Origin of the sequence: Pseudomonas simiae, assembly GCF_900111895.1 — a bacterium.
GTDB lineage: Bacteria > Pseudomonadota > Gammaproteobacteria > Pseudomonadales > Pseudomonadaceae > Aquipseudomonas > Aquipseudomonas simiae.
On record NZ_FOKB01000004.1, the window covers coordinates 482,292 to 506,452 of the forward strand.

At 62.7% G+C, this 24,161-nt stretch carries 25 protein-coding genes; 9 read left to right on the plus strand and 16 right to left on the minus strand.

Annotated features, from left to right (window positions below; genetic code table 11):
• Window positions 1–163: 163 nt before the first annotated feature.
• The 8 genes from BMZ57_RS15605 to gspG all read right to left on the minus strand — a co-directional run bounded on the left by BMZ57_RS15605 (window position 164) and on the right by gspG (window position 9,838).
• A complete protein-coding gene (locus BMZ57_RS15605) occupies window positions 164–1,345 on the minus strand; it encodes a substrate-binding domain-containing protein (protein ID WP_010211146.1) in 1,182 nt (393 codons plus the stop codon).
• A gap of 329 nt (window positions 1,346–1,674) precedes the next feature.
• On the minus strand, window positions 1,675–2,886 hold the full coding sequence (gspF, locus tag BMZ57_RS15610) for a type II secretion system inner membrane protein GspF (RefSeq protein WP_069672680.1): 1,212 nt from the start codon (window positions 2,884–2,886) through the stop codon (window positions 1,675–1,677).
• Complete coding sequence (gene gspE / locus BMZ57_RS15615) at window positions 2,886–4,304, minus strand: type II secretion system ATPase GspE (protein WP_010211148.1); 1,419 nt, start codon at window positions 4,302–4,304, stop codon at window positions 2,886–2,888. The genes gspF and gspE overlap by 1 nt, the downstream gene beginning before the upstream one ends.
• Window positions 4,305–4,656: 352 nt before the next feature.
• Complete coding sequence (gene gspD / locus BMZ57_RS15620) at window positions 4,657–6,951, minus strand: type II secretion system secretin GspD (RefSeq protein WP_069672681.1); 2,295 nt, start codon at window positions 6,949–6,951, stop codon at window positions 4,657–4,659.
• Window positions 6,948–7,460 (minus strand): type II secretion system protein M, encoded by a 513-nt coding sequence (locus BMZ57_RS15625; protein ID WP_010211150.1) that lies wholly within the window; start codon window positions 7,458–7,460, stop codon window positions 6,948–6,950. The genes gspD and BMZ57_RS15625 overlap by 4 nt, the downstream gene beginning before the upstream one ends.
• Entirely contained in the window at window positions 7,453–8,514 is a 1,062-nt protein-coding gene (gene gspL / locus BMZ57_RS15630) for a type II secretion system protein GspL (protein WP_042571537.1), read from the minus strand. The genes BMZ57_RS15625 and gspL overlap by 8 nt, the downstream gene beginning before the upstream one ends.
• Window positions 8,511–9,380 carry a type II secretion system minor pseudopilin GspK gene (gene gspK / locus BMZ57_RS15635; RefSeq protein WP_021493315.1) on the minus strand — a complete coding sequence of 290 codons (870 nt, stop codon included), beginning with the start codon at window positions 9,378–9,380 and terminating at the stop codon, window positions 8,511–8,513. Before gspK ends, gspL begins: the two co-directional genes overlap by 4 nt.
• An 8-nt stretch (window positions 9,381–9,388) precedes the next feature.
• Window positions 9,389–9,838: a type II secretion system major pseudopilin GspG gene (gspG, locus tag BMZ57_RS15640; RefSeq protein ID WP_010211155.1), complete on the minus strand. Its 450-nt coding sequence runs from the start codon at window positions 9,836–9,838 to the stop codon at window positions 9,389–9,391.
• 148 nt (window positions 9,839–9,986) lie between these two features.
• On the opposite strand from gspG, the gene gspI reads away from it, so the two are divergent.
• Window positions 9,987–10,352 carry a type II secretion system minor pseudopilin GspI gene (gene gspI / locus BMZ57_RS15645; RefSeq protein ID WP_069672682.1) on the plus strand — a complete coding sequence of 122 codons (366 nt, stop codon included), beginning with the start codon at window positions 9,987–9,989 and terminating at the stop codon, window positions 10,350–10,352.
• On the opposite strand, the gene BMZ57_RS15650 is transcribed toward gspI, so the two are convergent.
• The gene (locus tag BMZ57_RS15650) at window positions 10,339–10,770 is read right to left on the minus strand and encodes a type II secretion system protein N (protein WP_010211157.1); all 432 of its coding nucleotides are present in this window, start codon (window positions 10,768–10,770) and stop codon (window positions 10,339–10,341) included. The two genes, gspI and BMZ57_RS15650, sit on opposite strands and share 14 nt — an antisense overlap.
• Window positions 10,771–10,863: 93 nt before the next feature.
• Between BMZ57_RS15650 and gspH the strand changes: the two genes are divergently transcribed.
• Both gspH and BMZ57_RS15660 read left to right on the plus strand, forming a co-directional pair.
• On the plus strand, window positions 10,864–11,316 hold the full coding sequence (gene gspH / locus BMZ57_RS15655; protein WP_069672683.1) for a type II secretion system minor pseudopilin GspH: 453 nt from the start codon (window positions 10,864–10,866) through the stop codon (window positions 11,314–11,316).
• Complete coding sequence (locus BMZ57_RS15660; RefSeq protein ID WP_047542691.1) at window positions 11,313–11,924, plus strand: type II secretion system protein GspJ; 612 nt, start codon at window positions 11,313–11,315, stop codon at window positions 11,922–11,924. The genes gspH and BMZ57_RS15660 overlap by 4 nt, the downstream gene beginning before the upstream one ends.
• Here the strand turns inward: BMZ57_RS15660 and BMZ57_RS15665 are convergent.
• From BMZ57_RS15665 to BMZ57_RS15675, 3 genes are read right to left on the minus strand one after another with little or no spacing between them, the layout of a single operon-like run.
• A complete protein-coding gene (locus tag BMZ57_RS15665) occupies window positions 11,921–12,847 on the minus strand; it encodes a FecR family protein (RefSeq protein ID WP_010211160.1) in 927 nt (308 codons plus the stop codon). The two genes, BMZ57_RS15660 and BMZ57_RS15665, sit on opposite strands and share 4 nt — an antisense overlap.
• Before the next feature lie 37 nt (window positions 12,848–12,884).
• The gene (locus BMZ57_RS15670) at window positions 12,885–13,430 is read right to left on the minus strand and encodes an RNA polymerase sigma factor (protein ID WP_010211161.1); all 546 of its coding nucleotides are present in this window, start codon (window positions 13,428–13,430) and stop codon (window positions 12,885–12,887) included.
• The gene (locus tag BMZ57_RS15675) at window positions 13,427–14,071 is read right to left on the minus strand and encodes a TonB family protein (protein WP_010211162.1); all 645 of its coding nucleotides are present in this window, start codon (window positions 14,069–14,071) and stop codon (window positions 13,427–13,429) included. Before BMZ57_RS15675 ends, BMZ57_RS15670 begins: the two co-directional genes overlap by 4 nt.
• 217 nt (window positions 14,072–14,288) lie before the next feature.
• On the opposite strand from BMZ57_RS15675, the gene BMZ57_RS15680 reads away from it, so the two are divergent.
• Window positions 14,289–14,588, plus strand: a complete 300-nt coding sequence (locus BMZ57_RS15680; protein ID WP_010211164.1) for a hypothetical protein — start codon at window positions 14,289–14,291, stop codon at window positions 14,586–14,588.
• Between the two features lie 131 nt (window positions 14,589–14,719).
• Here BMZ57_RS15680 and BMZ57_RS15685 read toward each other — a convergent pair whose 3' ends face one another.
• On the minus strand, window positions 14,720–15,787 hold the full coding sequence (locus BMZ57_RS15685) for an NAD(P)-dependent alcohol dehydrogenase (protein ID WP_010211165.1): 1,068 nt from the start codon (window positions 15,785–15,787) through the stop codon (window positions 14,720–14,722).
• Window positions 15,788–15,934: 147 nt separating this feature from the next.
• On the opposite strand from BMZ57_RS15685, the gene BMZ57_RS15690 reads away from it, so the two are divergent.
• The 3 genes from BMZ57_RS15690 (at window position 15,935) to BMZ57_RS15700 (ending at window position 19,125) form a co-directional block, all read left to right on the plus strand.
• On the plus strand, window positions 15,935–16,831 hold the full coding sequence (locus BMZ57_RS15690) for a VOC family protein (protein ID WP_029529174.1): 897 nt from the start codon (window positions 15,935–15,937) through the stop codon (window positions 16,829–16,831).
• Complete coding sequence (locus tag BMZ57_RS15695; protein ID WP_010211167.1) at window positions 16,828–18,219, plus strand: alginate export family protein; 1,392 nt, start codon at window positions 16,828–16,830, stop codon at window positions 18,217–18,219. Before BMZ57_RS15690 ends, BMZ57_RS15695 begins: the two co-directional genes overlap by 4 nt.
• A gap of 87 nt (window positions 18,220–18,306) precedes the next feature.
• A complete protein-coding gene (locus BMZ57_RS15700; protein ID WP_010211168.1) occupies window positions 18,307–19,125 on the plus strand; it encodes an alpha/beta fold hydrolase in 819 nt (272 codons plus the stop codon).
• Window positions 19,126–19,180: 55 nt separating this feature from the next.
• Here the strand turns inward: BMZ57_RS15700 and BMZ57_RS15705 are convergent, their stop codons facing one another.
• Window positions 19,181–19,567: a DoxX family protein gene (locus tag BMZ57_RS15705; RefSeq protein ID WP_010211169.1), complete on the minus strand. Its 387-nt coding sequence runs from the start codon at window positions 19,565–19,567 to the stop codon at window positions 19,181–19,183.
• Window positions 19,568–19,668: 101 nt separating this feature from the next.
• Complete coding sequence (locus tag BMZ57_RS15710) at window positions 19,669–20,544, minus strand: LysR family transcriptional regulator (protein ID WP_069672684.1); 876 nt, start codon at window positions 20,542–20,544, stop codon at window positions 19,669–19,671.
• A gap of 112 nt (window positions 20,545–20,656) precedes the next feature.
• On the opposite strand from BMZ57_RS15710, the gene BMZ57_RS15715 reads away from it, so the two are divergent.
• The gene (locus BMZ57_RS15715) at window positions 20,657–21,889 is read left to right on the plus strand and encodes a YbfB/YjiJ family MFS transporter (protein ID WP_044286991.1); all 1,233 of its coding nucleotides are present in this window, start codon (window positions 20,657–20,659) and stop codon (window positions 21,887–21,889) included.
• A complete protein-coding gene (locus BMZ57_RS15720) occupies window positions 21,886–22,884 on the plus strand; it encodes an NAD(P)H-quinone oxidoreductase (RefSeq protein WP_069672685.1) in 999 nt (332 codons plus the stop codon). Before BMZ57_RS15715 ends, BMZ57_RS15720 begins: the two co-directional genes overlap by 4 nt.
• 74 nt (window positions 22,885–22,958) lie before the next feature.
• On the opposite strand, the gene BMZ57_RS15725 is transcribed toward BMZ57_RS15720, so the two are convergent.
• Entirely contained in the window at window positions 22,959–24,083 is a 1,125-nt protein-coding gene (locus BMZ57_RS15725; RefSeq protein ID WP_010211174.1) for an alkene reductase, read from the minus strand.
• Window positions 24,084–24,161 lie beyond the last annotated feature (78 nt).

Sequence of the window (24,161 nt, forward strand, 5' to 3'; positions counted from 1 at the left end):
TATCGCCTGGGAGCAAGACAGCCTCACGTATGAGGGTTAGGCGGTTGGCAAGGCGCGGGACTGAACTTCTGTCATGGAAAGTTCATGCAGGGCTGTTAACGCAAAAAAATCAGCAACGGCACAGGCCGTTGCTGATCGGTAGTGCGGGTCGTGGAAGCTTGGGTTACAGCGGACGACCGATGGCGTTGCAGACGCTGGTGTTGCCGATGCCTTGAGCGTTGGAAGCTGTGGCGAAGGTGTCACGCACGGCTTTTTTCCAGTTGGCTGGCAGCGGTACGAAGCGGTTGTTGCTGATGGCGGTGTCGTTGTTACCGAAAGCACCGTAGTGACGAGCGAAGAAGCTGCGCACTTGGGTGGTCTGGGTAGCGTCGGCGTAGCACTGGCTGAAGATCAGGTTAGTGAAGCCCAGGATCGGGTAGCCGCTGGAGGGGTAAGCGAAGGTGGCTGGGCCGCTTGCAGTGGCAGCAAACACCGGCACCCAGTTGTCCGGGTTGGTAGCGTCGATGAACGAGCCATCAGCGCGGGCTTCGGTTGGCGCTGGAACCAGGCCGATTGCAGCCGAGACGTTGGCAGGTGCAGGGGAAACACCGCCAACCTTGGCGACTTTGGTGGCGTCATCCAGACCGGCCAGGGTGGTCGCCGCGTAATCCGGGCTCATGTAGGTGATACGGCCTTCAACGGCGTTCAATGCATCCATCACGCCCTGGCTGCCAGTGGCGGCCACCGCCGTCGATGGCAGACCACCGCCGTAGCTTGAAGAGAAGGTGGTGGTCACAGCGAAAGGTTGGGCTTCGGTGCATTTGGCATTCAGGAAGCGTGTGAACAGTTCAGTGGTGCCGCTGGACTCGCTGCGATACACCAGGGCAATCGGGCCAGTGCGGCCGGAGTTGGTGATCTGGTTCCAAGTGGTCAAACGACCGGAGAACACACCACACAGTTGGTCAACGCTCAGGTCAACCGCGTTGGTGCCTGCCTTGTTGAACGGAATGGCAACCGAAGTGGCTACCGAAGGCACCTGGATCAGCTTGCCCCAGGCAGGTTGCTTGGTGGACGCATAGGTCGACAGCTCAGTGGCGCTCAGCTTCGAGTCGCTGCCAGCCCAGTGCACGTTCTTGTTGGTCACGCCAGCCACGAACTTGGTGTAGTCATTGTTCAGGAACGCCGATTTGCCGTTGCCGCTGCCCACACCGATGTACGGAGCGAAGCCAGTGGTGAGTACGCCAGCGGTTTGATACAGCGGCTGTGGCAGAGTCGCGCCGCCGCCATTGATGTCTGCCATTGCAGCCTGGGCCGAGCACAGTGCGGCGAGGGTCACGGATACCGCGAGAACGTTGCGCTTAAACATGAAGAATCTCCTTTCGTCGTGTTTGTACGTTTGGGGTAGAGGGCTCTTGCATGACGCCATGGCTTCGGTCCCGAGCCTGAACTACCTGGGGTAGCTACGGGGGTGGCCAGGGGTAAAACCATGGGAGAGAAAGTCGCAGTTTCCGATGACGGTTATGGGAAAAAACCTCGGGAGGAACGCCTTGATTTTTAAAAAGATTCTCGGGTGTTTTGGTCACGGTTTCGAGCGGTTTGGGCGCAGGTGACAGCGAGGTTTCAGCAGGCGTGGCTGGAGCCCGCGCAGGGTGTGAAAATGTGACGCTACAAGGCACCCGAGGTCGGTCGGGTGAGCTAGGTGACCAGCTGGTTTATTTCAATGATCGGCAACAGCACCGCCATGACGATCACCAACACCACGGCGCCCATTACCACAATCATTAACGGCTCCAGCAACGCGGTCATGCCCATGGCCCGGCGCTCGATATCCCGCGACAGGGTCTGCGCCGCACGCTCCAGCATCGGCGGCAACGCGCCGGTCTTTTCACCGCTGGCGATCAGGTGGATCAACACCGGCGGGAACACCTTTTCCACCGCCAGCGCTGGGGCCAGGTTGACGCCTTCGCGCACCTTGGCGGTGGCGTCGTTGACACATTGGCTCAGGCGATCATTGGACAGGGTCTGCCGCGCCGCTTCCAGGGCGCGCAACAGCGGCACCCCGGCACCGCCGAGAATCGCCAGGGTCGAGGCGAACCGCGCAGTGTTCAGGCCCAGCACGAAACGCCCGATCAGCGGCAAGCGCAACACCCGGCTATGCCAACTCAAACGTGCCACCGGGTTGCGCAAATACAGGCGCCAGCTCCAGAAACCACCGACCATCCCGGCAAAACACAACCCACCCCAGGCGCGGACGAAATCGCTGGCATTGAGCATCGCCAGGGTCAACCCGGGCAAATCCTGGCGCGCCTGGGAGAACGCACTGACCACCTGCGGCACCACATAGCTCAACAGGAAAATCACAATGCCAATGGACACCAACCCCACCACGCCAGGATAGATAAACGCGGTGAGGATCTTGCCGCGCAGGTTGTTGCGATCTTCGATGTAGTCGGCCAGGCGTTCCATCACCTGGGCCAGGTCGCCGGACTCCTCCCCCGCCGCAATCAGCGCGCGATAAATCGACGGAAAATCCCGTGGCCGCGCCGCCAACGCATCCGCCAGGCGCATGCCACCGCGCACATCGGCGCGCACCGCGCTCAAGGTCTGGGCGATATGTTTTTTCTCGGCCTGCTCCACCGTGGCACTCAACGCGGCTTCCAACGGCAGGCTCGCGCCCAACAGGCTTGCGAGTTGCCGCGTGGCCCAGGCCAGGTCGTTGTCCGACAGCTTGGCAGTGAACAGGCTGCTGCCGGCCGCGGCTTGCTGATTACCCTCGATCTGCACCAGCAACGCCGTCAAGCCTCGGCTACGCAAGTTGGCAAACGCCGCGCTCTGGCTGTCGGCCTCCACATGCCCGGCCTCGACGTTGCCGTTGGCATCGGCGGCCTCATAGCGATAGCGATTCATCAGGCGTCCCGTGTCACACGCAGGATTTCTTCCGGCGCGGTGGCGCCGCTGTGCACCCAGCGCTCGCCGTCTTCACGCATGCTGAACATCCCGGCGCGACGGGCGGCCAGGCGCAGGTCCTGCTCGTTGGCGCCCTGGTGGATCAGGCTGCGTACATCGTCGTCGACGCAGAACAACTCATGGATCCCGGTACGGCCGCTATAGCCGATCTGGTTGCACTGTGCGCAGCCCACAGGGCGCCAAGTACCGGGAGCGGACGGGTCTTCCTGCTTGCAGTGCGGGCACAGGCGCCGCACCAGGCGCTGGGCCAACACGCCGAGCAACGATGACGCCAACAGGAACGGTTCGACACCCATATCAATCAGCCGGTTGACCGCCGACACCGCATCGTTGGTGTGCAAGGTCGCCAGCACCAAGTGACCTGTGAGTGATGCCTGCACAGCGATTTGTGCGGTCTCCAGGTCACGGATTTCGCCGATCATGATGATGTCCGGGTCCTGGCGCAGGATCGCCCGCAGGGCCAGGCCGAAGGTCATGTCGATCTTGGCGTTGACCTGGATCTGGCTGATACCCGGCAGGTCGTACTCCACCGGGTCTTCCACGGTAAGGATATTGCTGGTGCTCGCGTCCAGCCGCGCCAGGGCGGCATACAGGCTGGTGGTCTTGCCGCTGCCGGTGGGGCCGGTGACCAGCACGATGCCGTGGGGTTGGCGGATCAGCGTATCCAGGCGTGCCAGCAATTGCGGCGCCATGCCCAGGGTCTCCAATTGCAGGCGCCCGGCTTGTTTGTCCAGCAGGCGCATGACGACTCTTTCGCCATGGCCGGTGGGCACCGTGGACACCCGAATGTCGATGGGCCGCCCGGCCACGCGCAGGGCAATACGACCGTCTTGGGGCAGGCGTTTTTCGGCAATATCGAGCTGGGCCATGATCTTGATCCGTGACACGAGCGCGCCATGCAACGCCTTGCGTGGCGACACCACGTCACGCAGGGTGCCGTCGACGCGGTAGCGCACTACGGAGTGGGTTTCGTAGGGTTCGATGTGGATGTCGCTGGCCTCGTCGCGGGCGGCCTGGGTGAGCAAGGCGTTGATCATGCGGATGACTGGCGCGCCGTCCTGGGTGTCGAGCAGGTCGGTGATCTCGGGCATATCTTGCATCAGGCGGTCGAGGTCTACCTCGTTTTCAGCCGCGCCGACGACGGCGGCGGCGCTACCAGTGTCGGCGTAGGCACTGGTGAGCAGGCCGTCGAGTTCGTCATCGCGTACTTGTTCGAGGTGGGTTTGGCCGAATTGGCGGTGGACTTCGCTGATCGACCAGCCGGGGGTTGAGGGGCAAACCGTCAGTAGCATGCCTTGGTCGCCGGGGCGCAGGAGGATGCGTTGGGATTTGGCCCAGGCGTACGGCAATAGGCTCATTGGGTTTGCCCTTTGGAGGGGTGTACATATCCGTTGCTGCGGTAACAGCGGCTTAGGGTTCCGGCTTCACGGCGGGTCACTGTGGAAAAGCCCCACAGTAAGCAAAGGGCTCCTGCCCCAACACTCGGCACCTCGCCTAGACTCGATGTGCCCGTAACCCCTGCCGAATTCCGGCCAGCGTGTTTGACGGTGCGCCTAAAATCAAAAGCAGTTTTTTGTGTACCGCAGATTGCTTTTCTGTGGGAGCTGGCTTGCCGGCGATGCAGGCACCTCGGTCCATCAGAGACACCGCGTTGATGCCATCGCAGGCAAGCCAGCTCCCACCTCGCAGCAACGGATATGTACCCGGCGCTCACTGCGGCACCGCCCTTATCACCGCCCGAGGCCCCTGCTGCCCAGGAATCGCCTTCTCCACCGAAGGCAACTGCGGCGCCTGCACATCCGGCATCGCCCAACTGTGCTCCGGCTGCAACCCACCCTGCGCCCGGCGCATAAACTCATACCGGTTCAACGTAATACTGCGCCCCGCCCCACTGTCCCGAATAATGTAAGGCCGCAAAAACACCATCAGGTTGGTCTTGCTCACACTGCGCTTCTCATTACGAAACAACGCCCCCAACCCCGGAATATCCGATAACCACGGCACCGCGTCATTACTCTGGCTATACCCATCCTGCAGCAACCCGCCAAGCACCATGATCTGCCCGTCATCCAACAAAATACTGGTATCGATAGCGCGCTTATTGGTCACCGTCCCCGCCGTTACCGAAGCCCGCTCATCCACGGTGCTGACCTCCTGGTAAATATCCAGCTTCACCGTACCGCCCTCGGAAATCTGCGGCCGCACATTCAACTTGAGCCCCACCTCTTCACGTTGCACGGTCTGGAACGGGTTGTTGCTCGTGCCCCCGCCGCCGGTCACATAACTGCCGGTGACGAACGGAATCGTCTGCCCTACAAAAATGCTTGCGGCCTCGTTATCCAGGGTCAGCAGGTTGGGCGTGGACAGCACGTTGGTACCGCCCTTGCTCTTCAACGCGCGGGCCAACACCTTGAGGTCGAGCACCTTGCCGATGCCGGGAATATCCACGGTGCCATCGACCAGGCCCACGTTCAGGCCCTTGGGCAGTACGTCGATGCTGGTCTTGCTGGTAGGTGTGCTGTTCACACCGCTGCCCCCCAGGTTGACGCCGCCAAACCCTCCCTTGCCACCGAGGTTGCCGGCCTGCCATTGCACGCCGAACTCGGTGGCATCGTCTTCGCCGACTTCCACGATCAAGCTTTCGATCACCACCTGGGCGCGGCGCTGATCGAGCATGTCGATCACTTCGCGCAGCTTGCGGTACAACGGGTCCGGCGCGGAGATCAGCAGGGTGTTGGTGGTGGCGTCGGCCTGGATTGTCACGCCACCGGCACTGAACGAAGTGTCCTGATCCTGGGAGGTACCACTGGTGCCCGTCGTCGAACCGGTGGACGGGCCATAACCTGACTGCGCGCCGCTGCCGGTGGGCGTGCCGCTGCTGTTTTGCGCATTGCTCGTACCTTCGGTGTTTTTGCCATTGCCGCCCATGGCACTGAGCTTGCCACGGGCATCGTCGCTGACGCCGGAATCGCTTTCACCGGTCAGCAACCCACGCAGCGACTGGGCCAACTTGCCCGCCTGGGCGTTGCGCAGGTACACCACGTGCATGTTGCTCGGATTGCTCTGGGCGTTGTCGAGTTTGTAGATCAGGTTGCGCGCGAGCTCGGTGCGCTCCGGGCTGCCGGAGCGGATGATGATCGAATTGGAACGTGGGTCGCCGATCACGTTGATCTTCTGGGTCTGGTCGGCGCCCTGGGTCTCCAACAGCTCGGAGACCATGGCGGCGATGTCCACGGCGATGCCGTTCTGCACCCTCACCACATCGGTGTCGATGGCGCTGGGGGTGTCGATGCCGTTGATGATCTGCGCGACACGTGCGAGGTTTTCCGCGTAATCGGTGATGACAATACTGTTATTGCCGGGGTAGGCATTGATCGGGTTGTTCGGCGACACGATGGGGCGCAGCACCGGGATCAGGTTGACTGCGTTTTCATATTGCAGGCGGAAGGTACGCGTCTGCATGCCGCTGCTGCCGGCCGTGTAGATCGGCCCGCCGAGCAGCTTGGCATCGGCCTCAGGCACCACCTGGGCGACGCCCCCCACATCGACCACGCTGAAGCCCTGCATGCGCAGCGCCGCCAGCAGCATGTCATAGGCCTGATGCGCCGGTACCTGGCCTTCGCTGACCAGGGTGAGATTACCCTTCACGCGAGGGTCCACCAAAAATTGCTGGCCGGTGGCACGGGACAGTGCGCGCACCACCGCCTGGATATCCGCGTCGACAAAGTTGAGCTGTACGGGCTGGTCACCCAGCGGGTTGCGTGCCTTGACCACCGCTGGGGCGTGGCCACGTGCGCTGTTGGTGACTCGGTGTTGTACGGGAGGTTTAGGTGCAGGTTCACTCTGGCGATCCAGCACGGTCTCGCCACTACGACGCGTGTCGGCCAGGGGTTGGCCGAGTTCACTGTCCACCAGCAAGGGTGCAGTTGACGGATTGCTGCACGCACTCAACGCCAGTACCAGCAGGGGTGCAACCATACGAAAAGGCGGGACTGACCACTTCATGAAGCTTCCTTAGCGCCAAGCGCCTGATCCATGCGAACGGTCCCGGACACAGTGCCGGCCGAGTTATCGACGGTATCGACGGCACGCTGCAAACGCGCCTCGGACACCTCCAGGGAAAACGAACGGGCATTGCCCAGCAGCCAACCCAGCACCGCCTCGGCCGGGGCGTTGTCGAAGGTCAGGCGCCAACCGCCGGGTTCCAGCGCCTGCAACTGGTAATGGCCGTGCAAGCCGGCGTTGTCCAGGGCTTGACGCAGCGCGGTTTCGTCGCCCTGCCTCGGCGCGGCGACGTCCTGCAACAACACCTGCAAGGCTTCGGCCTGAGCACGTAGCTTGGGGATTTCGGCCTGCCAGTAATCGATCTTCTTCAACGCCGGCTGCACCAGCACCAGCCAGGTCAGCAGGCTCGCCAGGACCAGGCCGGCGCCGCCGAGCAGGCGTTTCTCGCGCAGGGCCAGGCCGCTCCAGAACACTTGGGCCTGGCCGCGCAGTCGCTTCACGTTACTCATCGCCGGCACCTACGGGTTGCTCCGCAGCCTGCGCCGGGCCAAGGGTCCAGGCATGGCCATCGCGGCTGGCAGTGAAGCCGGCCTGGGCCAGTGCGGCCTGCCATTCACCCTCGGCCGTCGGGTTACGACTGTCGGCGAGCAATTCCACGTGCAAACGGCCCTGTTCAAAGCTCAGGTTGTCGACACTGCCCACCATGAACGGCAGGTTGCTGCCAGCCAGTTGCAACAGGCTGGTGAAGCGTTGGCCTGGATCGGCGGCAGCGCCGGTCTGGCGGGCGGCCACCTGTTGTCGGGCTTGTTGCAAAGGGTTGAGCACCACCGGCAATTGTGGAAATGCCTGACGCACCTGCTGGCTCATCAAGGCCTTGAGTCGCTGGCCTTCCTCCACCTGACGTGCGGCGTACAGGTTGAGGCCGAGGGTCCAAAGGGCGGTGGCGAACGCAACACAGGCGAGCGCCCTGCCCCATCCAACGGTCGAGGGTCGCCGCAGACGCCCGTGCAAACCCCAATGGGGAACACCCCCACTCCAACGCTGCGCCGCGTCTACCAGTTGCACATCCAGCGCCTGCAAGCCGAGCGGATGCACCGCGCCTTGTTGCAGGCTGTCGCGCGTCAACAGATAGCCGTCATCCAGCGCCGCGGCGCCCACCGGCAAGGCGAAGGGTGCCGGGTACAGACCGCGCAGCTTGAGTGGCAGCTGCGCGAGCCGCTCCAACCCGACCTTGGGCACCCAGGCGACCTGCACACGCCCATCGCTTTCGCGCGGGCCGTGAGCCACCTGCATCTGTTCCACTGGTCCCAAGATCAACGCCTGCGCAGCGCAGGCCACGGCGGCTGCGGTTTTCGCGGCGGGCAGCGGCGGCAACTCCAGGCTGGTGAGCAGGCTGTCGCGAGGGTGTAGAAAACACTCTACTGCCTGACGGTTCCTACCCACCTGCGCCAAGCTTTCATAACCCTCTTCAATCACCACACCACGGTCCAGCCAGGCAAATTTGACCTGGCTCTCAGCGGTCAATTGATCAAGCGGCGGCAAGCCTATGCGCAAGCGTTTCATACGCCCACCCGCGACCAGATCACCCGAGGCTCGCGGTCTTCGGGGCGATGCAACAACGCATCAACCGTCACCCGCCGCTGCTCACGGCGAGCCTGGCCCTGCAGGCGAAACCACTCACTGGTAATGCCCACCTGCACCGCGTCCACCGCCACCTGCGGCAAGCGCAGGCGATTGACGAAATCCCCCCGGTTGATAAACCAATGCCCGCTGTCACGCTCGGCCACCAGCCCATGGGCCTGGGACAGGCTGAGCTGCGGCACCACCGCACTGAGTACTTCGGCGCTGGCGGTGTTGCCGTTGACCCAGGTAGGACCGGGCAACACGCTGATATAGGCCTGCATGCGCTGCAACACGTTGGGGTCGAGGCCTTCGATCCCGCTCAAGTCATCCAGGCTGCGCAGCATCGGGTATTTGGCGGGCGGTTCATAGGAGGCGATCACCCGCTGGCTGATACGCCGGCTCACCGCCGGATCGACACCTATCAGTCGGCACAGTCGCTCAAAACTCTGCAATTGCTCGCTGTCCACCTGCTGGCGATTGACCAGATTGCGCAGGTTGAACTTGCCCTGCTCGTCCACAATCCGCCCCTCAAATGCGCCACCCTGGGCACGCGCCCAGGGTTGATCGAGGCGGGTCAGCACGTCCTTCTGGCGCGCGTCCCAGAGCATCTGGCGGCTGCGTTCAAGGCCACCCTGCAACAGCCACTGGCCCTGGATACGCAACTGCTCGGCTTCCAGGCTGCGGGTGAACACGGTCTGGCGCGTGAGCATGGCACCGGCCAGCACCGCCACCACCGCGGCGATCAGCAAGGCGCTGATTATCGCCATGCCGCGCTGCTTCGCCGCTGGGGGCGAATACCGTTTCATGGCCGGCCTTACAACTGCCAGGAGCCGATATCGGCATTTACGCCATCGCCATCCGGCTGGCCGTCGGCGCCCAGCGAGAACACATCCACTTCGCCGTTGGCGCCTGGGTTGAGGTAATGATAGGGCTTGCCCCAAGGGTCGTTGGGCAAGCGCTCCAAGTAAGCGCGCCAGTTGCTGTTCTTCGCATCCGCCGGGCGCTCCACCAAGACTTTCAACCCCTGGTTCATGCTCGGATAAGTGCCGTGGTCCAGGCGATAGAGCTTCAACGCCTGCATCAACCCGCCGATATCCTGTTTCGCTGCGGTGGCCCGTGCCTGGTCCGGCCGATCAAGCACCTTGGGCACCACCATTGCCGCGAGGATTCCGAGGATGACCACCACCACCATGATCTCGATCAAGGTAAAGCCACGCTGCCCGCGAGGGCCTGGCAATGGGGACGTTAGGCGCGCGATATCCATCTCGACATTCCTTGGCTTGAGTGCAATTCGTGGCGCAGTGTTGCAAGAACACATGTCAGTCGTATTGAAAATCCTCGGGAGTTTCGGTCGCCAATCGGTCAACTGCCGGCGCTAGTCTGCGGGCCTGTTTCCCGGCTTTGAGAGCGCCATGTACGGCCGTCGCAAGGAGCAAGGTTTTACCCTGATTGAAGTGCTGGTGGCGCTGGCGATCATCGCCGTGGCCATGGCCGCCGCCGTGCGCGTGGCGGGGCTGATGACCCAGAGCAACGGCTTGTTGCGCGACAAATCCATCGCGTTGCTGGCGGCGCAGAGTCGCCTGGCGGAACTGCGCCTGGAGGGGCACCTGCGCAGCGGCAAGCGGACCTTCGAGTGCGACCAGGGCCGCTTGAAACTGCGTTGTGAGCAGAGCATCAACGCCGATGGCCGCCTGTTTCAAGTCAACCTGCAGGTGCTCGACGCCCGCCGCGAAGCGCCGCCCCTGGCCCGCCTGGACACCCAGGTCATGGCCGAGTGAGGCGCGGCAACGCGGGCCCCTCCGGCAACGTGTCGAGGTTGACGTGCAGCTTCTCGCCACCGCGCTCGATCTCCACACCGTCGCCTCTGATGGCCGTCAGCCGTACGCCTGGGCTGAGGCGTTCACCCAGCAGAAAGCTGCGCGGCGGGCCGTCATTCAGGCTGAGGATCGCCACCGCACCCCGGGCACCAGCCAGCACGCCAGTGACTTTGACCTGCAGCGCCGTCGGCGTATTGGAAAACCATTGCAACGCCGGGTTATCGCTGCGTGCCGCCAATGCCTGGGGGGTCGCTTGGGGCGTGTGGGATTCGGCGCTGGTGAGGAGCAGCGGCGTCCAGACCGCCACACCCGCCAAGGCGGCCAACACACCCAGCGCCTGCACGCCATGGGCCAGGGTGAAACGATGGGCGAATGTCATCGGAGGGACCTCCTGTTTGTCCGTGGCACCAGCCTACAGGTCAATTCGCACGCTTTTATTTCACAGACTCGCCAGTTCTCCAGGAAGCCCGTGATGAAACAGCAAGGTTTTACCCTGATCGAGCTGATGGTGGTGCTGGTGATTATCGGCATCGCCAGCGCCGCCATCAGCCTCACGATCAAACCTGACCCACTGCACCTGCTGCGCAAGGACGCCGAGCGCCTGAGCCAACTGCTGCAAGTGGCCCAGGCCGAAGCCCACGCCGATGGTCGCCCCATCACCTGGCGCGCCGACGCCAAGGGCTTTCGCTTCAACCGTCGCAGTGATGATGGGGTGCATGTGGAATCCTTCCAGGGCGACAGTCAACTGCGCCCGCGCCTCTGGGAAAGCACACCGATGCAGATCAACATCGAACCGCGCCAGACCCTGGTACTGAATGCCGAATGGATCAGCCCGCCGCTGCGGGTAGTGCTCTCCGATGGGCAACACAGTCTCAGCCTGCACCGCGACGCCGCCGGTTTGATGCGCGTGGAGCGCCTGCCATGAATCAGTCCCAGCAAGGCTTCACGCTGATAGAAGTGATGGTGGCGATCATGCTCATGGCATTGGTCAGCTTGATCGCCTGGCGCGGCCTGGACAGCGTTACCCGCGCCGATCAGCACTTGCAGGCCAGTACGGAACAGACCGAGGTGCTGCTGAGGGCATTGAACCAGATGCAGCGGGACATCAGTTTACGGGCCAGTGTCGAACTCACCCTCCCCAGCGCGCCGGAAGACGGGGAGGCTAAAACCGAGGGGCTGGCGGCAGTCACGGTGCGCAGTTCCGACAGTAAGGGTTTTCGACTGGACGTGATCCGCAGCGCCCCGGTCGCAGGCGATGGGCTGCAACGGGTGCGGTGGTGGCTCAAGGGCGATTCGCTGTATCGGGCAGCGGCCCCAGCGCGGGACCGCTTTCCTCTGCCGGCGGCAAAGGATGGGGTGGTGGTGTTAACCGGCGTCAGTGATTTGCAGGTGCGGGTTTGGGAAGCCGATAAGGGGTGGCGACAGTTGAGCGGTAACCGTCGCGAGGATCCACTGGGATTGGAGATCAGCCTGGTGCGACAGACGCCGCAGGGGGTGGAACGGTATCGACAGGTGGTGGGGCCGTTGAACTAACTCAACAACACCACCCCACCCGGCAATTCCGTACACTTGGCGCCATACGCATCGCGAATCAACAACGCTACCCCGGCCAGCTGTTGCAGGCTGAACCGCGCCTGCACGCGGCGCTGGCCCAGCTCGTTGTTCAGCAACACGAGCATCCCCGGCCGGTAGCGATTGATCTCATCCACCACCGTCGCCAGCGTGGCGTTGTTGAACACCAGCACCTGCTCACGCCAGGCCACCACTGCCTGGGTATCCACCGTGATCACTTCACTGACCCCGGCGCTGCCATAGGTCAGTTGTCGACCACTGCCCAGGCTCACACTGTTGCCGGCAACGTCCACCGACAGCGAACCCTCGATACAGGTGACACAGACCGTGTGATCGGTATGACGCACATTGAACCGCGCCTGCGCCGCACTCACCCAGCCTTCGCCGGCCTGGACCTTGAGCGGTTGTGCAACGTGGGTAACCACCTCGACTTCACCTTCGAGCAATTCAATGCCCTGCCCCACCCGACTGATGCGGGTCTGGGTATTGAGTTCCAGGCTGATCCCTTCGCTCAACACCACTTGGCGTTGCTCGCCGACTTCGGTGCGGTAGTCCGCCGTAAGCCCGGCAAAGCCACCGGGTACGCCGACGCGCACCATCACCACGGCCGCCGATGCGGCGATCGCACCGCCCAGGAAGGCGCGACGACCAAAGCTGCGCGGTGGCGAGACGTGCTCCAGAGCCGGGGCCAATTGCTGCCACAGCGCCTTGGCCTGCTCGAATGCCTGGGCATGTTCCGGGCTCTGCGCGCACCAGGCTTTGAGCGCCTTGGCATCAGCCACGGTGGCACGCCCCGAGGTCAACAGGACCAGCCACTCGCGGGCTTCATCGTGCAGGGGGCTGGCGGCGGATGGCCGGGCGGTGGAGAGGTTAAAAATATTCAAGCGCGCACGTACTCACGGATTTATCAGGGACTCGACACTAAGACGGTTTTCCGGCACCGGGACCGAACCGCTGAATCACTTTTCTTTCCAGGCGCTTGGCACAGTGGCCCAGGGCGGCCTTGATTTCCTTCTCGACCATACGCGTGGAAATGCCAAAACGCTGGGAGATTTCCAGGTGCGGCGCCTCTTCCAGGCGGGCGGCGATGAGGATTTTGCGGCGGCGTGCCGGCAGTTCATACAGCGCCTTGACCAGGGATTGGATTTCTTTCTGGCCGCCCACCACGCGTGACGGGTCCTGGGCTTCGTCGGCGCTTTGCAGCAGTTCTTCGACCTCGCTGCCAGTGAGCAAACGCGCGTCGGCCTGGCGGCGGTCGGCGGCGATGTTCAAGGCCATGCGGTACAGGTACGCGTTGGGTTGCGCCAGGTTTGGCGGCACTTCCATACGATCGACCCGCAGGTAGGTCTCGTGCAATACGTCATTGGCCAGGTCCTCCGAGCCCAGGCGCTTGCGCAAACGCACCTTGAAGTCTTCGTAGGACGCCAGGAACAAGCTGACCATCGTACTGTGCCCGGTGTCTTTCATCCGCCCCAGGCTCCTTTTGCTGCTGTGCATTCCATGCGCGTTCCTGTTGTGTCAGGCATCAAAAGTAAAGTCACCGGTTGGCGCAGCGAGCTGGGTGCCGGGCGTTCGACCCGGGCCGCACTCAGGCTGCGCACCAGTGCTTCATCGCGTTGTTCATCGCCGGAGGAACTGACCAGCCGACTGTGTTCGATCACTCCGTCCGGGTTGACCCAGACCTGCACCAGCGCACGAAAACTGCCGGGCCGGGTCAGCGGCGAACGGCACAAGCTGGTCTCAATGGCTTGCTGTAACGCCGACGCGTAGCTGTTGTTGATCCGCGCGGCGCTGCGTGCCGCCGCACCACGTGAAGTGGTCGGCGGGCTGACTTGCGGTGCCTGCAAGGTAAACGCATCGCTGCGTGCATAACGTGCCATCAGGCCACTCCCTGTCAGCAACATCGCCAATGCCTCTTGCGCGGTAAAGCGCCCGCGCACCCCGATGGAACGCCGGCCCCGCGTCAACTCACGGTCCACCAGCACTGCCATCCCGGTGGCGCGGCTGTAGGCTTGCAGTGCGTGTTCCAGGTCTTGCGCCGGCAGATTCAACGACAGCAGCGGTGACTCTGCCTGCGCCGGACGACCGCCGGCCAGCAGCAACAGCAAGACCAGGGCGCACGCGACGCGCCTCCAGGCCCCCTGTTCACCCCCTGCTTTGCATCGCTGCACGGCCGACGCGCCCTAGAAAACCGTCATCCTGAGGCCAGTTTATGAATCTGATGTTACGGTGATAGCAAAAAAAACATCACGGTGATGAGAAGCCTGCTGCACTACACTTTGCAGCCTTATCGGCCCACTCCTTCGGGCCCGCCAGGAGGCCCTGATGAAAGCGTTACCGTCCCTTGTCAGCCTGTTGCTGTGCGCCGCTCTGCCCTTACTCGCCCATGCCGACAATTGCGCAGAGGTCACGGTGGATGGCTATAAGGCGCCCGACTATGGCTGCCTTAGCCAACAGATGGGTAATGACACGAATGCCACAAAGGCGACGCAGAAAAACCGCGAGGCGCAGAATATTTCCATCGAGAAGCGCCCGCCCAATAAGGTCGGTTTAGCCACCCCGGCGGCGACCAGCGTGCGTATGGGCAACACGTTCAGTACGTCGGTGAAGCCGCAGCGGCCTTGAGCCGTGAGTAGACATATAAAAAATATGGGAGGGAGCTTGCTCGCGAATGCGGTGGGTCAGTTACACATACGTTAACTGACACCCACCCTTCGCGAGCAAGCCCGCTCCCACCTTTGGACACGCAGTGTGTATCAGGCCGCGTGGCTTTCCTTCTTCAAGCTGTCCATATCAATCACAAACCGATACTTCACATCGCCCTTGAGCATCCGCTCATACGCCTCGTTGATGCCCTGGATGTCGATCATTTCGATGTCCGAGACAATCCCGTGCCTGGCGCAAAAGTCCAGCATGTCCTGGGTTTCCTGGATGCCGCCAATCAGCGACCCGGCCAGGCCGCGGCGCTTGAAGATCAGGTTGAACACCGTCGGCGACGGGTGCGGGCTGTCGGGGGCGCCGACCAGGGTCATGGTGCCGTCACGCTTGAGCAGGTTGAGGAAGGCATCGAGGTTGTGCGGAGCGGCGACAGTGTTGAGGATGAAATCCAGGCTGTTGGCGACCTTGGCCATTTCGTCCGGGTTCTTTGACACCACCACTTGATCGGCGCCCAGGCGCAGGCCGTCTTCACGTTTGTTCGGCGACGTGGTGAACAGCGTGACGTGCGCGCCCATCGCATGGGCGATCTTCACGGCCATATGCCCAAGCCCACCAAGGCCTACCACCCCGACCTTTTTGCCGGGGCCGACCTTCCAGTGATGCAACGGCGAATAGGTGGTGATACCCGCGCACAGCAACGGCGCCACGGCGGCCAGGTTGGAATCATCGTGGGAGATGCGCAGCACGAACTTCTCCTTGACCACGATGCTGTCCGAATAGCCGCCAAAGGTATTTTCACCGCCGAACACCGGGCCGTTGTAGGTGCCGGTAAAGCCGTTCTCGCAGTATTGCTCCTCGCCCTCGGCGCAGGACGCGCAGTGCTGGCAGCTGTCGACCATGCAGCCGACACCGGCCAAATCACCGACTTTGAACGTGCTGACATTGGTGCCCACCGCCGTGACACGGCCGACGATTTCATGGCCGGGCACAGAGGGGTACAGGGTGTTGTTCCATTCGTTGCGGGCGGTGTGCAGATCGGAGTGGCACACGCCGCAATAGAGAATATCGATTTGTACGTCATCCGCCCCCGGCGCACGGCGCTCGAAGGTAAAGGGCTTGAGGGAATCCTTGGCATTCTGGGCGGCGTAGCTGTAAGTCTTGGCCATTACGTTCACCTGTGTAATCGGATGCTTGAAGTCAGATGACTAGCATAGACGCTGAATCGTTCAATCAAGCACGCCTGTACAATTCGCACCGCCGCCTCGTCCCTAAGCTCATGGCTTCGATCCGATAGACAGTGCTGGAGAGTGGGCATGTGTAAACGAGTGATGAAGGTTTCCCTGGCACTGACGCTGCTGGCCGGCCAAATGATGGGCAGTGCGTTCGCGGCAACGCCCGCAGTGGCCGTGGCACCGCAATACGACACCAGCCATGTTTACGTAGCACCGGCCGATGTCGACCGTTTTGCCCAGAGTTTCCTGGCCACCTTCGGCGGCAAAAGCACCCCCCAGGTGGTAGTAAATGTACTGCCGGTGCCGAGCAGCACCACCTCGCAATTGCTGCAAACCCCGGCGGGCACGGTGTCGTTGTTTGGTTTCACTACGCCGATCCCGCACCCGTTCGGCCAGGAGCGCAACGGTTACCTGGTCAAGGACATGGACCTGGCACTCAAGGCGGCCCGGGAAAACGGTGCGGCGGTGATCGTCAGCGACTTCCCGGATCCGATCGGGCGTGACGCGGTGGTGCAGTGGCCAGGCGGCGTGAACATGCAGCTCTACTGGCACACCAAGACCCCGGATTACGCCGCGTTCCAGACCGTGCCGGAAAACCGCGTGTACCTCAGCCCCGACCGTGCCGACAGCTTTATCAAGTCGTTCCTGGGCTTCTCCCACGGCAAAGTCCTGGCCGATGACAAACACGCGCGTGGCGTGGATATCGGTCAAGCCAGCGGCAGCTATCGTCGTGTCGACATCGAGTCGCCGTTCGGGCGCATGGCAGTGCTGGTCACCAACGGGCAACTGCCCTATCCGTTCGGCCATGAAACCACCGGCTATCAAGTGGCTGACCTGACGGCCACCTTGGGCAAGGCCACCGGCTCCGGCGCCAAAGTGGTGGTGCCCGCCTTCGACAGTAAAGACCGTCGCAGTGCGTTGGTCGAGTTCCCGGGCGGTTACGTCGCCGAGATCCATCAACTCAACGCGGCAAAATGACCCGTCGCACAGGCTGGGGCCTGGCCGTGCTGTGGCCGCTGCTCGCCGGCAGCGTCCACGCCGATGAGCAAGCGACACGCCCGGCCATCAAGGCCAATCGCTGGCAGGAAGACTGGTCGGTACTGCAAAACCCGGCGCTGCGCACGCAACCGCTGGACAGCTTGAAGTACATCCCGTTGTCAGGTGCCAACCCGTTTACCTACCTGTCTCTGGGCGCGACCCTGCGCGAGCGCTTCGAGATGAACGATGCCAGTGGTTTCGGCGTGCGCGATGTGAAGCGTGATCGCTACCTGATCCAACGCTTCCAGGTGCATGCCGACCTGCATCTGAACGAAAACTGGCGAGTGTTCACCCAGCTCGAAGATGTGCGTGCGTATGACAAGACGACGATCGGCGGCGCCGACCAGAATCGCGTCGACCTGCGCCTGGCCTTTGCCGAGTACGTCAATGCCTTCAGCAGCGGCACGCTGAAGGCACGTGTCGGGCGTCAGGATTTCGCCTTCGACCTGCAGCGCTTCATCTCATCACGGGACGGCCCGAATGTGCGGCAATCCTTCGACGCGCTGTGGGCCGACTGGGAGACATCCAACTGGCGCTTTATCGGGATTGCCAGCCAGCCGGTGCAGTATCAGGACGGGCGGCATTTCGACGACAAGTCCAACAGCGACGCGCGCTTCCACATGGTGCGGGTCGAGCGCCTGGTGGGCGGCAAGAACGAGTTGTCGGCCTACTACGGCGTGTATGAACGCAGCGCGGCGCATTACCTGGACGCAGACGGCGACGAAACCCGCCACCTGTTCGACGCACGCCTGGGTGGCGCGGCCATGGGCTTTGACTGGGACGTCGAAGCGATGCTGCAAAGTGGTTCGGTGGGCAACAAGGATATCCGCGCCTGGGCCGGTGGCAGTCGCACCGGCTATACCTTCGACAGCCTGGCCTGGAAACCGCGCCTGGGCCTGCAACTGGACATCGCCTCGGGCGACCGTAAGACTGGGGATGGCACTGTCGGTACGTTCAACCCGCTGTTCCCCAACGGTTACTACTTTTCCCTGGCGGGCTACACGGGCTACAGCAACCTGATTCACGTCAAGCCGTCGATCACCGTCAAGCCGATCGACAAGCTCAGCGTGCAAACCGCCATCGGCCTGCTCTGGCGCCAAACCACCAGCGATGCGGTGTACACCCAGCCCAACTTGCCGGTGGCCGGCACCGCAGGCCAGGGTGATCGCTGGACCGGTGCCTACGCGCAATTGCGCACCGACTATGTGTTCAGCCCCAACCTCACCGGCGCCGTCGAGGCCGTGCACTACGACGTCGGCCAGACCCTGCGTGATGCCGGTGGTGATGACAGCAATTACCTGGGGGTCGAGCTGAAATTCAGCTGGTAGGCCCAACCAAGCACACCCGTACAAGCCCCGCGTACGGTTTACACCAATAGTGACGCTGAGCTTTTTTCGCTACCCAAGGAGTTTTCCATGAGCACTTTTGTTGCCAAAGACGGTACCCAGATCTACTTCAAGGACTGGGGCAGCGGTAAGCCCGTGCTGTTCAGCCACGGCTGGCCACTGGACGCCGACATGTGGGAATACCAGATGGAATACCTCAGCAGCCGTGGCTTTCGCACCATCGCGTTCGACCGCCGTGGCTTCGGCCGCTCTGACCAGCCGTGGACCGGTAACGACTACAACACTTTCGCCGACGATATCGCGCAGTTGATCGAACACCTGGACCTCAAGGACGTGACCCTGGTGGGCTTCTCCATGGGCGGCGGCGACGTGGCGCGTTATATCGCGCGCCACGGCAGTGCTCGCGTTGCCGGCCTGGTGCTGCTGGGTGCGGTCACGCCGATCTTCGGCCAGAAACCAGACTACCCGCAAGGCGTGCCCAAAGACGTGTTCGACGGCATCAAGGCCGGCCTGCTGAAGGACCGCGCGCAATTTATCAGCGATTTCAACACACCGTTCTTCGGCATCAACAAGGGCCAGACGGTCTCTGAAGGCGTACTGACCCAAACGCTGCAAATCGCGATGCTGGCGTCCCTCAAATCGACCGTGGATTGCGTCACCGCCTTCTCCGAGACCGACTTCCGCCCGGACATGGCCAAGATCGACGTACCGACCCTGGTCATCCACGGGGACGGCGACCAGATCGTACCGTTCGAGACCACCGGCAAAGTCGCCGCGGCCTCGATCAAAGGCGCCGAACTGAAAGTCTACAAAGAGGCGCCACACGGATTCGCCGTGACCCATGCCCAGGCCTTGAATGAAGACCTGCTGGCGTTCCTGAACCGCTGAAATACCTGTACCACCCTCTCCTTATTTCGGCCGGGCTTGCCCGGCCTTTTTTTGCTCAAGAGAAACGTTGGTTCAATACCAGCCGCCCCGGCCCGGCAATCAGTACACTGGTGAAGATGATCAACAACAGCCAGCCGAATTGCCCCTCAAACAACGTCCACTCCGGGTGCACCACCAGCATGGCGATCAACAGCACCGCCAGGATCGGCAGGCACGCCAGGCGCACCAACACCCCCGCAACGATCAACAAAGGGCACAGCACTTCGGCGAAAATCGCCAGCAACAGCGTGACGTGCGCCCCCAAGTGAAACGGGTCTTCGATCACCTTCAGCTGTTCGCTGTAGTTCAACACCTTGGGCAAACCGTGTACCCAAAGCAGGAACAGCGCCCCGCTGCCCCGCAGAAACAACAGCCCAATATCCTGAGTTTTTGATTCGTTCATAAGCGACCTGCCTGGGTGAACACCGCCGGCACCTGCGCGACGGTGATATCGGAGGCGATTGTGGGCCCGCCACACCACAGGAAATTGCAAGCCTGTGCTGACTACTCCCCCGTGCCCGCAAATGCCGCGACAATTTCATCGATCACCACCCGCACCCGTGCGGTATGGCGCAGGTCGGCGTGGGTCACCAGCCACACGTCATACGGCAAGGGCCGCGTGCGCTCGGGCCACAGACGCACCAGCCCATCACGTTCGCCGGTGTACACCGGGATCTCGCCGACGCCGATGCCGGCCGCAATGGAGCGGCGCACCAGCAGGCTGGAACTCAAGGCCGCGACAATGCGTCCGCGCCCCGGGGGCTCAGCGACCAGGGTCATGTCCTTCTGGCTTTGCAGGTAGGGTTGGTAGACGACCAGGTCATGGCCTTCGAACAGGCTTCCCTGCTCCGGCACGCCGTGGCGGTCGATGTAGTCCTGAGAGGCAAACAGCCCTACCGGCCAGCGTGCAATGCGCCGGGCGATCAGGTCGGGGTTGTCCGGGCGGGTGTTGCGCACGGCGATATCGGCTTCGCGCTTGGCCAGGCTGAGGATCTGGGTGGAGGCATCCAGTTGCACGCGCACGTCGGGGTGTTTGTCGTGCAGGCGTGCAATCGACGGAATCAGGAAGTCGATGGCCAGGGAGTCGGTGGTGCTGACCCGCACGGTGCCGGTCAGGCGGTCATCCAGGCCCTGGATCTGGCGCTCCAGGTCGAGGGCTGAGCGTTCCATTTTCTCCGCCGAGAGCAACGCGGCTTCGCCTACTGCCGTGAGTGCGTAACCTTCGGACGTGCGCAGAAACAAGGTGGCGCTCAAGGACTTTTCCAGCGCGTTGACCCGCCGACCCACCGTGGCCTGATCCACGCCCAACACCCGTGCGGCGCCGCGCAGTGTGGATTCGCGGCAGACCGCCAGAAAGACCCGTGCATCATCCCAATTCATGCTTGCTCCTCGTGATGCATATATGCATCGGTGCGCCGTTTAATCGCAGCATTATTGCATCAGAAAACCCGGATATGCTGGGCGCCAGAGAAAAATACCCGGGACCGCCATCATGCTCGACACACACGCCCCACCCCGCAGCTCAGTCTGGCTGCCCATCTTCGCCGGCCTCTGCGCCAGCCTGGTCAGTATCGGCCTGGCGCGGTTCGCCTATACGCCGTTGATCCCGACCTTGATCCAGGCGCAGTGGTTTTCCGCCAATGATGTGGTCTACCTCGGCGCCGCCAACCTGGTGGGTTACCTGATCGGCGCGCTGATCGGCCGCCCCATCGCCCAGCGCACCTCGAACAAGACCGCGCTGCGCATGATGATGGTGGCGGTGACCCTGGCGTTCTTCGCCTGTGGCTTCCCGTTGTCGGTGGTGTGGTTCTTCGCCTGGCGGTTGCTGTCGGGGATTGCCGGTGGCGCGATCATGGTGTTGGTGGCGGCGACCGTGTTGCCCCACGTACCGGCGGCACGCCGTGGCTTGGCCAGCGGCGCGATCTTCCTCGGTATCGGCCTGGGCATTGCTGGCTCCGGCACCCTCGTACCGCCCTTGTTGAACCTGGGTTTGCAACAGACCTGGTTTGGCCTGGGCCTATTGGCGCTGGTGTTGACGGGCGCCAGCTGGTTCGCCTGGCCCACCGGCACACTGCATGAAGCAGCGGCCCCCACGGGCACTTCAGCGCAGACACCCTCCGGCGTGTACCTGCTGTTTGCCCAGTACGCCTTCATGGCGGCGGGCCTGGTGCCGGCGATGGTGTTCCTGGTCGACTACGTGGCCCGAGGCCTGGGTGACGGTGCGCATATCGGCGCGATGATCTGGGTAATGTACGGCCTGGGCGCGATTGTAGGGCCGGTGACCTACGGGTTCCTCGCCGACAAACTCGGTGCCCGCTTGAGTATCCGCGTGGTGCTGGTGGTGCAGGCGATTGCGGTCGGCCTGTTGCCGTTTACCGGCTCCTTTACCGCCCTGGCGGTGCTCGCGGTGGTCCTCGGTTCCTTCCCGCCAGGTATCGTGCCGCTGGCACTGGCGCGGGTGCATGAACTGCTGCCCAACCATCATCAGCAACACGTGGCGTGGAGCCGCGCCACGGTGTCCTTCGCGACGTTCCAGGCGCTGTCCGGGTTTGCCTACTCGGCGCTGTTCAACAGCAGCGGCGGCCAGCATGCGCTGTTGTTCATGATCGCTGCCGGGGCCATTGTGGTCGCATTGGCACTGGAACTCGGCATGATTGTGCTGAACCGTCGGCCGCTCGACACGGTCCCAACCCATACGCTCATCGCTGCAGGTAATCTGAAATGACGCTTCCTCAAGAAATGACCCTGATCGAAATCACCACCCCCGGCGGGCCTGAGGTGCTGCAACCACGCCACGCCGAGGTGCCTGTCGCAGGCCCCGGCGAGATCCTGATCCGCGTGCATGCCGCCGGGGTCAACCGGCCTGACGCCCTGCAACGCGCCGGCAAGTACCCGATGAAACCGGGCTTCAGTCCGATTCCAGGGTTGGAAGTAGCCGGTGAAGTCGTGGTGCTGGGCGAAGGCGTGAGCGAATACCAGTTGGGCGACAAAGTCTGTGCTCTGACCAACGGCGGTGGCTACGCGCAGTTTTGCAGCGTGCCGGCCAGTCAGGCCCTGCCCATTCCTGAAGGCATGGATTGGATTCAAGCTGCTGCGGTACCGGAAACGTTCTTCACCGTATGGGCCAACCTGTTCGGCCTCGGCGATGCGCACACCGGCCAGCGCGTGCTGATCCATGGCGGCACCAGCGGTATCGGCACCACCGCACTGATGCTGTGCCGCGAGTTCGGCATCCAGGCCTTCGCCACCGCTGGCAGCGCCGATAAGTGTGCAGCGATTGCCAAGCTGGGCGCCGAGCCCATCAATTATCGCGAGCAGGATTTTGCCGACGTCATTGCGCAGCAGACCGACAATCAGGGCGTCGATGTGATCCTCGACATCATGGGCGCCTCGTACTTCAACAACAACCTCAAGGCCCTGGCCATGGACGGTCACCTGGTGATGCTGGGGTTCCTGGGAGGCGGCAAGGCCAATGATGTCGACCTGCTGAGCATCCTCGCCAAACGTGCGGTGATTACCGGCTCACTCCTGCGGGCACGCAGCAAAGACGAAAAAGCCGCCATCGCCGAGCAACTGCGCGAATACATCTGGCCGGTGCTGGCCGCCGGGCGTTGCTTGCCGATTATCGACAAGGTGTACGCCTACACCGACGCCGCCCAGGCCCATGCACGGATGGAGGGTGGGGATCATATTGGGAAGATTGTGTTGCGGGTGGAGTAACGCTGATCGTGGCCTTGTGAAGATCCAGTGTGGGAGCAGGCAAGCCAGCTCCCACATGGGTCAGCTTTGCGGGACTACTCGGCGTATACCGGGTAATCGATGTACCCCGCTGCCGTCCCGCCATATAAACCCTCGGCCTTCAGCGGATTCAACGGCCATCCGTTGAAAATCCGCTGCGGCAGGTCTGGGTTGGCAATGAACGGCCGCCCGAACGCGATCAAGTCCGCCAGCCCGGCTTCGACCAAATCAGCGCCGCGTTCAGCGGTGTAGCGGCCGGCGTAGATGATGCGCCCACTGAAGGTTTCGCGCACTGCGCGGCGGAACGATTCGGGCAATACCGGGGCGTTATCCCAGTCGGCTTCGGCAATGGACACATAGGCGATGCCCGACGCCTCCAGCACCTTGATCGCTTCGAGGTAGGTGTGGTGCGGGTCGTCTTCCACCAGGCCGATATACACCCGGTCCTGATCAGTGCCGCTGAACAGCGGTGAGAAACGCACCCCCAGGCGCTCTGGCCCGACCACTGCGCTGACGGCTTCGACGATCTCGCGCAGAAAGCGCAGGCGGTTGTGCAGCGAGCCACCGTATTCATCGTCACGCTGATTGGCGTGGGCCGAGATGAACTGGTTGACCAGGTATCCATTCGCCGAATGGATCTCTACCCCATCGAACCCGGCATCCAGCGCATTGCGCGCCGCCTGGGCGTAGTGCCCGACCAGTTCCTCGATCTCCAGGGTGGTCAAGGCACGCGGCACAGGCGGTTGCTTCAACTCACCCTCGCCCGGTGCCGTTTCGATGAAGGCCTTGGCCTGCAGCGCCTGGATTGCCGACGGTGCGACAGGTGCCGCGCCGTCTGGCTGCAAGGCGTTATGGGACACCCGGCCAACGTGCCACAGCTGGGCGAAGATCACCCCGCCTTCGGCGTGCACCGCGTCGGTGACCTTGCGCCAGCCGTCAATCTGCGCCGGGGTGTAGATGCCTGGCGTCCAGGCATAACCCTGGCCACGCGGTTCAATCTGTGTGCCTTCGCTGACCATGAAACCGGCACTGGCACGCTGGCGGTAATAGTCAGCCATCAAGTCGGTGGCGATATCACCCGGCTGGGCACTGCGCTGGCGTGTCAACGGCGGCAACACAATACGGTTGTTCAGCGTATGGTGACCCAGCTTTACTGGGGTATTAAGCACATTGTCAGTCATTCAATAATTTCCAAATTCTGGACGTGCTAAAGCATTGGCGACTTATAAAAGTCGCCAATGCAGTAAGCGGTTAGTTAA